The 16,132-nt window shown below is 52.1% G+C and carries 13 protein-coding genes; 5 read left to right on the top strand and 8 right to left on the bottom strand.

Annotated features, from left to right (window positions below; genetic code table 11):
• Positions 1-145: 145 nt before the first annotated feature.
• Together EJE49_RS07690 and EJE49_RS07685 are read right to left on the bottom strand one after the other, a co-directional pair.
• Complete coding sequence (locus EJE49_RS07690; protein WP_124949834.1) at positions 146-1,261, bottom strand: ribonucleotide-diphosphate reductase subunit beta; 1,116 nt, start codon at positions 1,259-1,261, stop codon at positions 146-148.
• Positions 1,262-1,318: 57 nt separating this feature from the next.
• A complete protein-coding gene (locus EJE49_RS07685; RefSeq protein ID WP_124949833.1) occupies positions 1,319-4,198 on the bottom strand; it encodes a ribonucleoside-diphosphate reductase subunit alpha in 2,880 nt (959 codons plus the stop codon).
• 272 nt (positions 4,199-4,470) lie between these two features.
• Here EJE49_RS07685 and purU point away from each other — a divergent pair, with 272 nt between their 5' ends.
• Positions 4,471-5,331, top strand: a complete 861-nt coding sequence (gene purU, locus EJE49_RS07680; protein ID WP_124949838.1) for a formyltetrahydrofolate deformylase — start codon at positions 4,471-4,473, stop codon at positions 5,329-5,331.
• Positions 5,332-5,426: 95 nt separating this feature from the next.
• On the opposite strand, the gene EJE49_RS07675 is transcribed toward purU, so the two are convergent.
• The 5 genes from EJE49_RS07675 to EJE49_RS07655 all read right to left on the bottom strand — a co-directional run bounded on the left by EJE49_RS07675 (position 5,427) and on the right by EJE49_RS07655 (position 8,561).
• Positions 5,427-5,702 carry a hypothetical protein gene (locus EJE49_RS07675; protein WP_124949832.1) on the bottom strand — a complete coding sequence of 92 codons (276 nt, stop codon included), beginning with the start codon at positions 5,700-5,702 and terminating at the stop codon, positions 5,427-5,429.
• A gap of 56 nt (positions 5,703-5,758) precedes the next feature.
• Positions 5,759-5,989, bottom strand: coding sequence for a hypothetical protein (locus EJE49_RS07670; protein ID WP_124949831.1), 231 nt, complete (start codon positions 5,987-5,989; stop codon positions 5,759-5,761).
• A gap of 147 nt (positions 5,990-6,136) precedes the next feature.
• Positions 6,137-6,727 (bottom strand): DUF3501 family protein, encoded by a 591-nt coding sequence (locus EJE49_RS07665; protein WP_124949830.1) that lies wholly within the window; start codon positions 6,725-6,727, stop codon positions 6,137-6,139.
• A gap of 2 nt (positions 6,728-6,729) precedes the next feature.
• Positions 6,730-8,064, bottom strand: a complete 1,335-nt coding sequence (locus EJE49_RS07660; RefSeq protein ID WP_124949829.1) for a heterodisulfide reductase-related iron-sulfur binding cluster — start codon at positions 8,062-8,064, stop codon at positions 6,730-6,732.
• Between the two features lie 77 nt (positions 8,065-8,141).
• Positions 8,142-8,561 (bottom strand): rubrerythrin family protein, encoded by a 420-nt coding sequence (locus EJE49_RS07655; RefSeq protein ID WP_124949828.1) that lies wholly within the window; start codon positions 8,559-8,561, stop codon positions 8,142-8,144.
• A 749-nt stretch (positions 8,562-9,310) separates the two neighbouring features.
• On the opposite strand from EJE49_RS07655, the gene mdoH reads away from it, so the two are divergent.
• Together mdoH and EJE49_RS07645 are read left to right on the top strand one after the other, a co-directional pair.
• Complete coding sequence (gene mdoH, locus EJE49_RS07650; RefSeq protein ID WP_124949827.1) at positions 9,311-11,827, top strand: glucans biosynthesis glucosyltransferase MdoH; 2,517 nt, start codon at positions 9,311-9,313, stop codon at positions 11,825-11,827.
• A 55-nt stretch (positions 11,828-11,882) separates the two neighbouring features.
• Positions 11,883-13,406: an OpgD/OpgG family glucan biosynthesis protein gene (locus EJE49_RS07645; protein ID WP_223246797.1), complete on the top strand. Its 1,524-nt coding sequence runs from the start codon at positions 11,883-11,885 to the stop codon at positions 13,404-13,406.
• 232 nt (positions 13,407-13,638) lie between these two features.
• Here the strand turns inward: EJE49_RS07645 and EJE49_RS07640 are convergent, their stop codons facing one another.
• The gene (locus EJE49_RS07640; RefSeq protein ID WP_124949825.1) at positions 13,639-14,553 is read right to left on the bottom strand and encodes a LysR family transcriptional regulator; all 915 of its coding nucleotides are present in this window, start codon (positions 14,551-14,553) and stop codon (positions 13,639-13,641) included.
• Between the two features lie 133 nt (positions 14,554-14,686).
• Here EJE49_RS07640 and dsrE2 point away from each other — a divergent pair, with 133 nt between their 5' ends.
• Together dsrE2 and EJE49_RS07630 are read left to right on the top strand one after the other, a co-directional pair.
• Complete coding sequence (dsrE2, locus tag EJE49_RS07635; RefSeq protein WP_124949824.1) at positions 14,687-15,307, top strand: sulfur carrier protein DsrE2; 621 nt, start codon at positions 14,687-14,689, stop codon at positions 15,305-15,307.
• A gap of 155 nt (positions 15,308-15,462) precedes the next feature.
• On the top strand, positions 15,463-16,074 hold the full coding sequence (locus tag EJE49_RS07630) for a YajG family lipoprotein (RefSeq protein WP_223246793.1): 612 nt from the start codon (positions 15,463-15,465) through the stop codon (positions 16,072-16,074).
• Positions 16,075-16,132: the final 58 nt, after the last annotated feature.

Raw genomic sequence — 16,132 nt, 5'->3', positions numbered from 1 at the left:
ACTGAGTCCAATGGCGTTCGAACAGTTACAAACCGGAAGTTGAGAAATGTCTACGAAAACGGGTGAAGTCCAGAATCCTATCTAAGCAACATGGAATCCAAAATAAAAAGGCGCATTCTCATGCGCCTTTTTCTCTACCTAACCCTCAATCCCAACTCAACGCCCCACCCGTCTGATACTCAGTCACCCGAGTTTCAAAGAAGTTTTTCTCCTTCTTCAAATCGATCATCTCCGACATCCACGGGAACGGATTGGTCGCATTGGCAAACAACTCATCCAGACCGATCTGCTGGCAGCGACGGTTAGCAATAAAGCGCAGGTATTCCTTGAACATGCTGGCATTCAAACCCAGCACACCGCGCGGCATGGTGTCTTCCGCATAGCGGTATTCCAGCTCAACACCTTTGAGCATCAAGGCCTTGATCTCGTCACGGAACTCGCTGGTCCACAGGTGCGGATTTTCCAGCTTGATGGTGTTGATCAGGTCGATACCGAAATTGCAGTGCATGGATTCGTCGCGCAGGATGTACTGGTACTGCTCGGCGGCACCGGTCATCTTGTTCTGGCGGCCCAGCGCGAGGATCTGCGCGAAACCGACGTAGAAGAACAGACCTTCCATGATGCAGGCGAATACGATCAGGGATTTGAGCAGCTTCTGGTCGTTCTCTGGCGTGCCGGTTTTGAATTCCGGATTAGTCAGGGTTTCGATGAACGGGATCAGGAAGTCGTCTTTATCGCGGATGCTTTGCACTTCGTGATAGGCGTTGAATATCTCGGCTTCGTCCAGACCCAGGCTCTCAACAATGTATTGATAAGCGTGGGTGTGAATAGCTTCTTCAAATGCCTGACGCAGCAGGTACTGGCGGCACTCAGGTGCGGTGATGTGACGATAGGTACCAAGCACGATGTTGTTGGCGGCCAGGCTGTCGGCGGTAACGAAGAAGCCGAGGTTGCGCTTGACTACACGGCGCTCGTCTTCGGTCAGTGCGGTTGGATCTTTCCACTGCGCGATATCGCGGCTCATGTTGATCTCTTGCGGCATCCAGTGGTTGGCGCAACCGGACAGGTATTTATCCCATGCCCATTTGTATTTGAACGGAACTAATTGATTTACGTCGGCGGTGCCATTGATGATGCGTTTGTCTTCAGCGCGGACGCGGCTGGCTACGGCTGCTTCCAGATCAGCGGCAGGCAGATCGCCGCCGACCGGCATGGCCGTCTGTGATGCGGGGGTGGTAAAAGTGTCTTCAAAACTCAGCATAGGGTGCTCCTTAATCTTATTTATAGCACCGCCAGTGTTAACTGGCGGCCTTTTTATTTACTGGCAGGATTCGCAGGTCGGGTCGTCAATCGCGCAGAATTTGACTTCGGTTGCCGGTGCTGCTGCAACAGCTGCTGCGCTTGGCGCTGCGGGTGCGCCAGAGCTGACGGCGTTGAGCTCGCCACCTTTGCCGGTGGATTTCTCAGCGCTGGTCGCGCCTAAAGTGCGCAGGTAGTAGGTGGTTTTCAGGCCACGTAACCATGCCAGTTTGTAGGTTTCATCCAGTTTCTTACCGGATGCACCGGCCATGTAGATGTTCAGGCTTTGTGCCTGATCGATCCATTTCTGGCGGCGTGCGGCGCATTCCACGATCCACTGGGTATCCATTTCGAATGCAGTCGCATACAGCTGGCGCAGTTCGGCAGGGATACGGTCGATCTTCGCCAGTGAACCGTCGAAGTACTTGATATCTCCGACCATCACTTCGTCCCAAAGTTTCAGGGCCTTGAGGTCGCGCACCAGGTATTCGTTAGTCATGGTGAACTCACCTGACAGGTTGGATTTGACGTAGATGTTCTGGTACGCCGGCTCGATACAGGCAGACACGCCAACGATGTTGGAGATGGTCGCGGTTGGTGCGATCGCTACGCAGTTGGAGTTGCGCATGCCGTGCTGTTTGATCTGGTTGCGCAGTGCATCCCAGTCCAGTGTGCTGGAGTAATCGACTTCCAGATAGCCGCCGCGTTGCTGACCGAGCATCTTGAGCGAGTCTTGCGGCAGGATACCCTGGCTCCACAACGAACCTTCGAAGCTGGAGTAACGGCCGCGCTCGGCTGCGAGCTCGGTCGATGCCCAGTAGGCGTAGTAGCATACAGCTTCCATGGAGCGGTCAGCGAATTCAACCGCGGCATCCGATGCATACGGTACACGCATGGCGTGCAGGCAATCCTGGAAGCCCATAATGCCCAGACCAACCGGACGGTGCTTGAGGTTGGAGTTGCGTGCTTTGCCAACAGCGTAGAAGTTGACGTCAACCACGTTATCCAGCATGCGCATGGCGATCTTGATGGTGCGCTGCATTTTTTCCAGATTCAGCTTCTTGCCGCCCTTGCCGTCATCTTCAAGGTGAGCGACCAGGTTGACCGAGCCCAGGTTGCACACCGCAATCTCGGTATCGGAAGTATTGAGCGTGATCTCGGTGCACAGGTTGGAGCTGTGTACGACGCCAACGTGCTGCTGCGGGCTGCGGATGTTGCATGGGTCTTTGAAGGTGATCCAGGGATGACCCGTTTCAAACAGCATGCTCAACATCTTGCGCCACAACTGCGTCGCCGGGATGCGCTTGAAGAATTTGATTTCGCCACTGTCGGCTTTGGCTTCGTATGCGGTGTACGCGATTTCAAACGCCTGACCGTACAGATCATGCAGGTCAACTACATCAGATGGGCTGAACAGGGTCCAGTCGCCGTTTTCCATGACGCGCTTCATGAACAGGTCAGGAATCCAGTTGGCGGTATTCATGTCGTGGGTACGACGGCGATCATCACCGGTGTTCTTGCGCAACTCGAGGAATTCTTCGATGTCGAGGTGCCATGTTTCCAGATAGGCGCAGACTGCACCTTTGCGCTTGCCGCCCTGGTTCACTGCAACAGCGGTGTCATTAACGACTTTCAGGAATGGCACAACGCCTTGGGATTTGCCGTTGGTGCCTTTGATGCGGGCACCCAGTGCGCGCACCGGGGTCCAGTCGTTACCCAGACCGCCTGCGTATTTCTGCAGCATGGCGTTTTCTTTGATTGCCTGATAGATGCCATCCAGATCGTCAGACACGGTGGTCAGGTAGCAGGATGACAACTGGCTGTGACGGGTACCGGCATTGAACAGGGTCGGGGTGGAACTCATGAAGTCGAAGCTGGACAGCACGTTGTAGAACTCGATGGCACGCGCTTCGCGGTCGATTTCGTTCAGTGCCAGGCCCATGGCCACGCGCATGAAGAACGCTTGCGGCAACTCGATGCGGCTTTCTTCAATATGCAGGAAATAACGGTCATACAGAGTTTGCAAACCCAGATAACCAAAGTTGAAATCACGGCTGGCATTCAGCGCTGCGCCCAGCTTGACCAGATCAAACTGCGCCAGACGTGCGTCGAGCAATTCGGCGTTGATGCCTTTTTTGATGTAGGACGCGAAATAGTCAGGGTACAGACCGGCCATCTCAGCCTGGGTGGTGGTGCGGCCCAGCACTTCGTGACGGATGGTGTTGAGCAGCAGACGTGCAGTAACAAAGGAGTAGTCAGGATCTTGCTCGATGCCGGCACGCGCGGCCAGAATCAGCGCTTTTTCCACTTCAGCCATAGGCACGCCATCGTACAGGTCGCGCACTACGGCATGCAGGATGGTCTCAGGATTCACTTCGCTGCTCAGGCCTTCGCATGCGGTCAGCACTAACGCTTGCAATGCGGCCATATCCAGCGGCTTGCGCACGCCGTCTTCGAGCACGAAAATCGCGGATTCGGTGACGCTTTCTGCGCGATGCGCGGCACGTTCCTGATTGCGCTTTTCACGGTACAGCACGTAGGCACGCGCGACTTCATGTTCGCCGGAACGCATCAGCGCCAGTTCGACCTGATCCTGAATATCTTCAATATGGCAGGTGCCGCCATGTGGCTGGCGGCGCATCAATGCCTGTACTACGCCGTTGGTGAGTTGGTCGACCATCTCGCGAATGCGCGCTGACGCCGCTGCCTGACCGCCATGCACTGCAATAAACGCTTTGGTCATTGCAATTGCGATCTTGGACGGTTCAAAGCCTACCACCGTGCCGTTACGTCGGATGATTTTGTAATCATTCAACACAGTCTGGCTATTTGGTTCTGCCAAAGCATCATAGTGCGGTGGCACATGGCTCTCGGTGGTAGTGGCGGTTACAGTCTGCATTGTGATGATCTCCTAAATCCTTTGTTTATATGGGGGCAACCAGTTTTATGCACAAGATATACACAGCTTGCCTACCAAGTTATGCACAACATCTAGTGATTTACCAACTAGCCACCCACTAATTGTAGTAATACCACTACACAATCGCAAGTGATATTTGCATATTATTTTGGGCTGATTTTGAAATGCTTAGAAATCAATCCAATAGCACTGTATTTACGAAAATACCTTAGGTTTCGTTATAATGTCCGTGTTAAAAAAAGGAATTCATGATGTCAGCCAAAGCCACTGCGATTTTATTGATTAGCTGCCCCGACCAGAAAGGCCTGGTGGCGGCAATTGCTGATTTTCTCTATCAGCATAATGCCAACATTTTGCACGCTGACCAGCACCAGGATGCCGAACTCGGACTGTTCCTGATGCGGGTGGAATGGGATTTGACCGGGTTTGATGTAGACCTGACGGAATTCGATACTGCTTTTAAGCCGATTGCCGAGCGTTTCCAGATGCATTGGCGGCTGGCGCATTCGGGGCATCGCCCACGCATGGCGATTTTTGTGTCGCGCTATGATCACTGCCTGGCGGATCTGCTCTACCGCTATCAGGCCGGTGAGCTTAATTGCGATATCCCCATCATTATCAGCAACCACGTCGATACCAAATGGCTGGCTGAGGCCTATGGTATCCCCTTCCAGCACATTGCCATCCACAAGGACGGCAAGGAAGAAGCCGAAGCGACACAACTGGCTATATTACGCCATCACCATATCGACTTTATCGTGCTGGCGCGCTACATGCAGGTGTTATCGGCTGACTTTATCCGCCACTACCCGAACCGCATCATCAATATCCACCACTCGTTTCTACCTGCATTCCATGGTGCCAAGCCTTATCACCGGGCTTATGAACGTGGCGTCAAGCTGATAGGCGCTACCAGCCATTACGTTACCGAAGTGCTGGATGACGGCCCCATCATCGAGCAGGATGTTGCGCGCATTTCACACCGCGACGATCTGGATGACCTGATCCGACGCGGCGCCGATCTGGAAAAGATCGTACTCTCGCGTGCAGTGCGCTGGCATATAGAAAATCGCGTGCTGTTATACGCAAATAAGACGGTGGTATTTGATTAAGCCTGAACAGTGAGCGCTCGGATCATCATGGCGCTGCAGTGTGAGTGAAAAGCGGGTGTTGCCGGGCAAGACCTGTCTGCTAACGCAACACAGGTTTACACGCTGATATTGATAACGCCGCCAACGGCTGAGCCTTGGATGGGACGGTTGTCAAACCCGACCTGATTTTTGATCAGCGTCTGCATATCCGGCACCTGATTGGCATTTGCCGGTTGCGTTTGCTGGGCACGCGATTTGATCGCGCTGATCTGATCCGATATGGCCTGTATCTTTGCCTTGCCTTCCGTCGTATTGGCAGTCGGGCAATTCACACAGTCGGATAATTGCTGCTGCAACTGACTGAGTTTTGGGTCAGGGCCAGTTGTTGGCACAACTGAACTCGAGGCTCCGATAGCCGATAACATTTCGCGCTCTTCCCTGTCTACAATCAGGCAGTGGTATTGATCACACTACCAACCGTAGCACCTGGCGTTGGCTGATTCGTGGACTGGCTATTGTTCGACTGCTGAGTTTGCTGAGTCTGTTGTGCAGCTTGAGCCAACAACAACGCTTCCTGCGCCTTGCTGGCATCCTGGCGCTTCACTTGCGCAGTCTGATCATAAGCCTTGAGCGACTGGGCGCTACTGACTTGACTGGATACGTTTCCACTAACTTGCATGTTTATTCTCCTTGAATTGGCGTTGCAGCATGGCCAGAAGTTGCGCCGACGCAACTACCCGCATAACTGTTTATCGACACAAAATTCAACTTCTTGAGTGTTTTTTTGAATAAATATGCAATTTATTTTTGTCTGCTACTAATCAACTCACGCCACCGCGCTAAAATCCTCAAGCAATTCTGCCTGTACCGCTGCCGGCAAAGGGCTGATACTGGCCTGGTAGTGAGGGTGATCAACCCCGACGCTCAGCGCGGCACCTGCTTTGGCCGCAGCTATCATCGTCACGGTAAATTCGAAGCGCAGGAAATGCACAGCAGCCGTCTTTTCTGCATTTTCACGGGAGATATCTTCGTCAGCAATGGCAAACACCGGGTCGTAACCTGCCACCCGCACCCAGACACGGTCTTCGATGCCTTTTAACAAAGACAGCATTTTTTTCCGCTCGGTTTCGTCCGGATACTCGATCTGCATGGTGGCTTTGAGGTTGCTGCCGTCCGGCACCAGCGGCGCAAAGCTGGCGAATTCGTGCTGAATGCCTTCTTCTTCGAAGATTTTCTCGACACGCAGCATTTCCTGTATCTGATAGCGAATCAGCAACTCGTTTTCAAAAATCAGCACAACGTGCTCATTCAAAAAAATCCGCCGCAGTTTTTTACACGCCATCACCTGCTCACGCATGTCAGGTCGCGCCTTGGCATAGGCTTCCAGTGTTAGTAACGAGGCTCTGGTTAATGTCATGATTACTCCAATCCGTAAGCGATACGCAACAAGGTGAGCGGATGCTGTTTTTGCGCGTGGCCGGCGCTGCCATCCTCAGTCATGCCTTGCAGGATATGGCGTCCGGCGATAGCGCAATCCGAACTGATATAGTCCGGCGCGTCCTTGGCCATCGCCTTGAACACCGGCTTGCCGATCTTCATCGACAGCGCGTAATACTCTTTCTTTACCCCCCAGGTGCCATCATGGCCGGAACAGCGTTCTACTGTATTCACCGTCGCCCCGGTCAGCTTGAGCATCTCTTCAGTTTTGCGGCCAACATTCTGCACCCGCGAATGGCAGGGGATGTGATACGACACTTTGCCTAACTGCTGCTTGAAATCGGTTTTCAGCAAGCCATCCTTGTGACGCAGCACGAAGTATTCGAACGGGTCGAACATCGCGTCGGCAACCACTTTGGCATCCGCATCTTCAGGGAACAGCAATGGCAACTCAAGCTTGAACATCAGCGTACAGGACGGCACCGGGGTAAGGATGGCATACCCCGCCCGGGCAATCTCGGCCAATGCGGGAATATTTACTTGCTTGAGTTTCTCCACACTGTCCAGATCGCCCAACTCCAGTTTGGGCATGCCGCAACAGGCTTCTTTTTCCACCAACGTCCACGGAATATCGTTGTGTTCCAGCAGTTTCACCAGATCATGGCCGATACCCGGCTCGTTGTAATTCACATAGCAGGTGGAATAAATTGCCACTTTGCCTGGGGTACGCTCACCATTAGTCACCAGATGCGCAGCAGACTCACCCGCCGTTTTGCGGAAATGGGCGCTATCGTATTCAGGCAGCCAGCGCTCTTTTTTCACGCCGAGCACAGCTTCCATGACGCCACGCGCAGCGCTATTTTTATTAGTGGCGTTCACTACCTGCACCACTACGGGAATGCTGGCCAGCTTGCCGACCATATCGGTCGAGGTTAGCAGGCGGTCGCGGAAGCTGGCCTCGCCTGCTTTGAATTTGATGGCCTTGGCACGCAGCATGGTATGCGGAAAATCAAGGTTCCATGGATGCGGTGGCACATAGGGGCATTTGGTCATATAGCAGACGTCGCACAGATAGCACTGGTCGACCACACTGCCATATTTTTCTTTAGGGATGCCAGCAACTTCAGCGTCACCGGCTTCATCAATCAGATCAAACAAGGTCGGGAATGCATTGCACAGCGAAACACAGCGGCGACAGCCATGGCAGATGTCGAAGACGCGCTCCAGCTCCTGTTCGCAGGCTGCTTCATCATAGAATTGCGGGTTTTTCCAGTCTATCGAGTGCCGGGTTGGCGCTTCCAGATTACCTTCACGCATGATGTTTTCTCTCGGTATATGAATAGCTGACCAGGCGACGGCAAGCCGCCGCCCGCTTACATCATTAACGTCTACGCTCAGGCGTTCAGCGTATCCAGTGTTTTCTGGAACTTGTTGGCATGGGAACGTTCAGCCTTGGCCAGCGTTTCAAACCAGTCGGCAATTTCATCAAAGCCTTCTTCACGCGCGGTTTTGGCCATGCCCGGATACATGTCGGTGTATTCGTGCGTTTCACCGGCCACGGCGGTTTTCAGGTTGGCATCGGTAGCACCGAACGGCAGACCGGTCGCCGGGTCACCGCAGGTTTCCAGATATTCCAGATGACCGTGCGCGTGGCCGGTTTCACCTTCTGCCGTGTTACGGAACACCGCAGCCACATCAGCATAACCTTCAATATCGGCCTTGTTTGCAAAATACAGATAACGGCGATTGGCTTGTGATTCGCCGGCGAATGCGGCTTTCAGACTCTCTTCAGTTTGTGAACCTTTGAGTTGCATGACAATTCTCCTCTGCAGTGGATAGGGTTTACATAACAGGCATGCTTCCGCCGGGATTGCCGGCATGGACTAACACCCTGTTTTACTTTAGTTCGCAAAGGCCGCATCTACCAATTGATTTTTTTCATAGGCTTGATAGCTTTTAGCTATAAAAATCAACATTGGAATCGCAGCAATCACCCTGATTGTCCGACACACCGGGGATGTAAGGCAGATTGATTTTTCGATTAAGGTCGAAGCTGCAGCCATGTTGGTAACTATAACTATCAACACCATCTTCAATAACTTGGTTTTAAACGATTTAATGCCTTACCCTTCATTTGTTGCCATCCAGAGACAACATAAATTCATTATTTTTCAATAGGTTATGGTTTTCAAGCTGATGTTATGTAGTCGCACAGCGACAACTTAACTTGCCAAGCTTCGCCACAAACGAAATAACACATTGTTTTATATATAAAATATTTTTGGCATGAAAAGTGCAAGAACTGCTGTGCCAGCGATTTTTCTGCACTTCAAGATCGACAAAACCAACCAGATTCAAACATGTCGCTAGCAATCAATTTCACAGGTCTTCATCCAGATATCGGCGGATGAGCTTATGAAGTTTTTGGAACAAAAATTGCATACAGAGAACTGACAAATGACTGATGACTGACATCCGTCATTGAAATTGCAACGATTCGATGCCGCCAAAGTTGTAACAAAGCGTGCATCTTTACATAACGGAAAAAAGCGGTATCTGAAACATGGAGCTACATCCTGCCACACAATTAAAAACTGATTTCCCATATCAGGCGCTCTACGAACGCTATTTAGATCGCCTGCCGCTCACGCCACAACGCCGCGATGCACTGTTAGCCCAGCTGGCTGCTCAGAAGGCAACCAGCTCAAGTGAGGCGATGACCGCACTGCACAGGACAATCGCCGAACCGCAACAGCAGATCGAATCGGATAATCCCGCTGCTGCCTCAATCGACTCTCGGCTTATGCTTGGCGCGACACCCAATGAAACTCAGGTTGAGCGCCCTAAACCTGATCATGCACGCTTTACCATACGACCAGCCATAAAGCGCACCACAATGGCGCCATTGAATTGGCCACCCAGACTTAGTCTCAAGCTGTTCAAATCCAAATGCAAGCGGGTAAAACACGATAGCTATTCAGCCATAGAATCAGCCGAAGATGACACCCTTGCCACCTGGCAACTGGCTGGCATACGACGCCGTCTGATCTTGCTGGTGATGAGCATTATCATTACTTATTTTTCCACCAGCGCCATGGCAGAGGTCATGCCCTATCACGGCCAACGGCCGCTGGAAATCGCCATTCTGATATTGTTTGCCATATTGACAGCCTGGGTCTCGCTCGGATTCTGGACGGGTTTAATGGGCTTTATCGTACAACTCAAAGGTGGCGACCTGCATGTTGTTTCAGCACGCAAGGCTGTGGATACGCCTATCGGTGAGCAAACCCGCACAGCGGTTATCATGCCTATTTGCAACGAAAATGTCGGACGCGTATTCGCTGGATTACGCGCCACGTATGAATCACTGGCGCGCACAGGAGAATTGCAGCACTTTGATTTTTTTATTCTCAGTGACAGTAACAAGGCCGACCATCGCGTGGCTGAGGTCGCCGCCTGGCATGCCTTATGCAGCGCAGTGGACGGATTTGGCCGGGTGTTTTATCGCTGGCGACAACACCGGATCAAACGTAAAAGCGGCAACGTAGGGGATTTTTGCCGACGCTGGGGCAGCCAATACCGCTACATGATCGTGCTTGATGCCGATAGCATCATGAGCGGTGCAAGCATTACGGGATTGGTTCGTCTGATGGAAGCGAATCCCGGTGCCGGCATCATACAATCTGCACCCCAGGTAGCCGGACGCGATACGCTTTATGCTCGTATGCAGCAATTTGCAAACCGAGTATACGGGCCGATTTTCGTCGCCGGGCTGCATTACTGGCAGCTCGGCGAATCACATTACTGGGGGCACAACGCCATCCTGCGTATTGAACCGTTCATGCGCCATTGCGCACTAGGTCGGCTGTCGGGCAAAGGGCCCCTGTCCGGGGAAATCCTCTCGCATGATTTTGTCGAAGCAGCACTGATGCGCCGCGCGGGCTGGACCGTATGGATAGCTTACGATTTGCCCGGCAGCTATGAAGAAGTTCCGCCCAACCTGATCGATGAATTGAAACGTGATCGACGCTGGTGCCAGGGCAACTTGATGAACTTCAGGCTGTTTCTGGCTGACGGATTGCATCCTGCCCACCGCGCTGTATTTATGACGGGCGTGGCCGCCTACGTATCTGCTCCGTTATGGTTCCTGTTTTTGTTGCTGTCCACGACACAACTGGCTGCGCAGATACTTTTAGAACCTGCGTATTCCGCATTGCCGTTACAGTCAGCCCCGCTTTCACCGCTGTGGGATCCGCAACGCACCATGATGCTGTTTTGGGCAACGACTACGCTACTGTTTTTACCCAAAATACTCAGTGTGGTTTTAATCTGGATTCACGGTGCTGAAAATTTCGGAGGTGCGGGTCGGTTAGGTGTCAGCATGTTTATCGAAACGATTTTTTCCGTCCTTCTGGCTCCGATACGCATGTTATTTCACACTGGTTTTGTCCTGAGCACCTTGCTGGGACGCGGAATACAATGGAAATCTCCACTGCGCGAAAATAGCGAAACGGATTGGAGCGAAGCATTGCGCCGTCATGGCTGGCATACCCTATTGGGTCTGATCTGGGCTGGTGGGGTATACTGGTTGCAGCCGTCGTATCTCTTATGGTTGTTGCCGATAGTAGGCTCGTTGATTCTTTCCATCCCGATATCGGTATATTCCAGTCGGGTATCAGTTGGTATATGGTTGCGCAATTTGCATTTGCTGCTGATACCCGAGGAAATCCATCCGCCCGAAGAGTTGCGCTGTACCTACAAACTGGCAGCAAACACTAAGACGTCGCCTGATTTTATTGACGCCGTCGCCGACCCGCTAACCAATGCCTTGTTATGTGCGGCGGGTACACCCCGACTCGGTCAGACGCCTATCACGAAAAATCACCAAAAGTGGATAGATGATGCGGCAACAGGCGGAGCCGCCATCCTCTCCCCTAACCAGAAAATGCACTTGCTAAACGACACCATAGCGTTATCGCGCTTGCATTTTAAAGTCTGGACCGAATTTAACGTGCATCCAGACTGGCTACTGGCAGTCGGTCAACGTAGCCATGGGAAGGGAACAGCCTGTGCCAATTAAGCATCGTCGAGATTTTCTTAAAACACTTGCCCTCCTGGGCTTCGCAGCCACTCCGATGCTGAGTCGGAACGCTGTTGCGCGCAATCTTCCGCAATCGGACGACAAACAGCAAGCCTTTGATTATGCCTGGCTCAAGGGGCAAGCACGCACACTTGCATCCCAACCTTATCATCCTCCCAGCGAATTGCTGCCCAAGCGTATACAGCAGCTGGATTGGGATCAGTATCAGGCTATTCGTTATCGACAAGATCATGCGCTATGGGCAAAACAGAAATTGCGCTTTGAAGCGCGTTTTTTTCACATGGGCTTGTTTTTCAAAACGCCAGTACGAATGTATGAAGTGAACAACGGACTGGCTCATGAAATCACATACGACCCCAGTATGTTTGATTATGGAAAAAGCGGGTTGCAAGATGCACAATTGCCAGCCGACCTTGGTTTTGCCGGCTTTCAGCTGTTTTATCATACTGATTTCCAGCACGACATTACCGCCTTTCTTGGGGCCAGCTATTTCCGTGCAGTCGGTGAAGAAATGCAGTACGGTCTGTCTGCACGCGGACTGGCAGTCGATTGCGGCATGGAACGACCTGAAGAATTCCCGCGTTTCACCGCTTTCTGGTTTGAACGTCCCCAACCTGAATCTGATCAACTGACCGTATATGCACTACTGGACTCTACCAGTATCGCGGGTGCCTATCGTTTCGTTATCCAGCCTGCGGCACGGCAGATAATGGATGTCGATGCAGCGATATATCCACGTAAAACTATTGAGCGTCTGGGCATTGCTCCGCTCACCAGTATGTTTCTCTATGGCGAAAACGACAATCGCCTCCACAACGACTGGCGCCCGGAAATCCACGACTCTGACGGCCTGGCAATATGGCGCGGGAATGGAGAATGGATCTGGCGCCCACTCACAAACCCTGCAACCCTGCGTTTCAACGCCTATCTTGACGATAGCCCGCGTGGCTTTGGTTTGCTCCAGCGCGACCGCAAATTCAATCATTATCAGGACGATGGAGTATATTACGAGCGCCGCCCCAGTCTGTGGGTTGAACCGCGCTCAAACTGGGGCCCAGGCTCGATACAACTCGTCGAGATATCCACCCCGGACGAAACCGCCGATAACATCGTCGCATTCTGGAATCCCGCCACCCCGCCACAACCTGGACAAGAGCTGCTATTTGCCTACCGTCTGTACTGGGGTGACCAGCCACCAGTGACTTCGTCGCTGGCCAAGGTTATTGCTACCCGTACCGGCCTGGGCGGCATAATCGGCCAAAAACGCCAATATTTTTCCTGGCGTTTCGTCGTCGACTTTACCGGCGGCAACCTCGCCATGTTGAGCAAAGCCAGCAAAGTCGACGCGATCATTACCACGTCGCGGGGCACTGTCGAAATCACCTCCGTGCGCCCCCTGACGCCAGTGAACGGTATGCGCGCAATGTTTGATTTGCGCCCGGAGGATGACGCCACTACCCCGATTAACCTGCGGATGTATTTGAGCCTGGATGGCCAGGCATTGAGCGAGACTTGGCTATATCAGTGGACGCCACCACAAATCCACCCGGGTAGCTAAACACCGACTACACGACGTTGTGTCAAGTAAACGATATACAACACGCTGCCCGCGAATTCGTAAAGCTAACTGCACGAACCCGACTCGGAATAACACTTTTTTAACTGTAGTTCGCAAAAACCGCATCTACCAATTGATTTTTACATGAAATCCATAGCTATTGCCTATCTAAACACAGACCAGCCTGTGTGCGCTAATTTGGCCAGTTCCATGCATTTTCACCCTGCTCAGCTCAAATCACATCCCAATAAGGTGTATCGCCAAAAGACTCACATAGCAAATCAATAAACACCCTTACTTTTTGCGGTAAATGCCGCCGGCTTGGGTACACCGCCTGTATATTAACGGATGGATGTGTGTACTCGGGGAGCAGCACCTGCAGCGTTCCGGCCTGAATGTCTTGCCAGACATCCCAGACGGGACGCAATGCGATCCCTGCATCAGCATATATAGCAGCCCGCAATGCATCGCAGTTGTTCGTTTCAAAATTGCCCGCAACTTTGACACTGGCGCGCCTGCCTGCCGGATCGGTGAATTGCCAGTGATCCAGCGGGGCAGGATTGGCGAATAGCAGCACATTATGATGAACAAGATCATCCGGGGTTTCAGGATTGCCAAATTTGCTCAGATAGGACGGTGTGGCAACCACTTTTCGGCGATCTATGCCTAAGTGCCTTGTTACCAGATTGGAATCTTTCATGTCGCCTATACGGACAGCGACATCGTATCCCTCCTCAATAATGTCGACCCTACTATCGGATAAATGTAACGACAAACGCAACTCCGGATAGCGCCGGAGAAACTCGGGAACCAATGGCGCCACATGCAGGCGTCCGAATGCGGCAGGCACGGTTACGCGCAAAGTGCCTTTGGGCTCGCTATGCCCGCTCGTTATCAGCGTTTCTGCCTCATCAAGCTCGGCCAGTACCCGCACGCAATAATCGTGATAACGCAATCCGTCTTCAGTGATGCACAGCTTTCTGGTAGAACGGTTCAGCAGCCGCACCCCCAGCTGCTCTTCCAGACGCTGCAATCGTTTGCTGACAACGGCACTTGAAAAACCCAGCTCTCGTCCCGCAGCAGAAAGACTGCCTGCTTTAACAACCGCAACGAAAATCACCAGATCAGTAATATTTTCAACTAGCATATATTCAACAAAATGGAGAAAGTGAATCAATTATAGAAGCAATTATCAAATTTATGCGAATAGTAGATGATGGTGTTTCAGCCAATAAAGCGCTTGCAGCTTAGGCACAACTCAATTTGAAAGGCGCATATTTATGAACAGAACATCATTAGCGGTTGTGGACGAAACAGAAAATTCCGAGAGAGAACGATTTAATCAGTGGTTTCAGGAGGAGTTTGCAAAAGAAACCCAGGCGCGCGCTGAGACCAAAACCAGCAGCATGGCGCTGATTGCCACCAAGGGCACGCTGGATTGGGCCTACCCGCCCTTTATACTGGCCTCAACAGCTTCAGCGCTGGGCTGGGATGTGTCTATCTTTTTCAGCTTCTATGGCCTGGAGTTATTGAAGAAAGACTTGCAGCTTGGCGTATCCCCGCTAGGAAACCCGGCCATGCCGATGAAAATGCCCATAGGCCCTGACTGGTTCCGTAGCATAGACTGGAAAATCCCGAATGCCATCATGGGCAACGTACCGGGATTTGAGATGATGGCAAAATCCATGTTCAACAGCACTTTAAAACAGAAAGGTGTCGCCAGCATTGCCGAGCTGCGCTCAGCCTGTATTGAAGCCGATGTAAAATTGGTTGCGTGCCAGATGACGGTGGATTTATTCGGCTACGATAAAGCCGATTTTGTGCCGGAAGTGGCCGAATGGGTAGGTGCGGCAAGCTTCCTGCCCTCGGCAGCCAGGGCAGATGTTTGCTTATATATTTAAACATTACGCCTGATATCAATCCAACGTGGGCAACCAGAACGTTTGCCCACATAGAAACACCACTCTGAGGGTGGCTATTGCAGCCCGACAAATAGGCAGTTATGCTTATCCGGCAACACTTAACTGACTGGATTATTACCTCGGGGATGAATTTAATGATGAATAAAAAAATACTTGCTCTCACCTGCTGCGTAGCACTTGCCAGCCTGTCCGGCTGTGCACTCACCACAGAACAAATTGAACTGAACTACACCCAGCAAGCTGGCGTAGCCAAGATTGCCGGGGCAGACAAGGTTGCGGTGAATGTACAGGTAGCCGACCAGCGCACCGACAAGACCAAGGTCAGCAGCAAAAAGAATGGTTACGGCATGGAGATGGCGCCGATTACCGCAACTGAAGACGTAGCGGTTACCGTGCGCAAGGCCATAGAAAAAGAATTGCAGGCGCGCGGCTTTCAGCTAAGCTCGGACATGGCACTGGTTAAAATCTCAGCCGACCTGACCCGGTTTTATAACGATCATAAAACGGGCTTTTTCTCTGGCGATGCAGTCGCGGATCTGAATATGGCGGTGACGGTTAAATCTAAAGATGGTCAGCTACTCTATGCCAAACAGATTGTTGCGCAAGGGATTGAACCTAACACCCAACTCGCCACCGGCAATAATGCCCGGATTGCACTCAACCGTGCGCTGGAAAATGGCATGAAAATACTGTTTGATGATCAGGCATTCCTGACCGCGCTAGTGGCATCATCAGGCACCAAATAAGTTACCGACATGATTCAGCAGTGCCATATTAGCCCTGCTGAATCAGATACCACAGAGC

It is taken from the genome of Sulfuriferula thiophila (assembly GCF_003864975.1).
Lineage (GTDB): Bacteria > Pseudomonadota > Gammaproteobacteria > Burkholderiales > Sulfuriferulaceae > Sulfuriferula > Sulfuriferula thiophila.
This window is presented reverse-complemented; position numbering and strand designations above follow the sequence as displayed.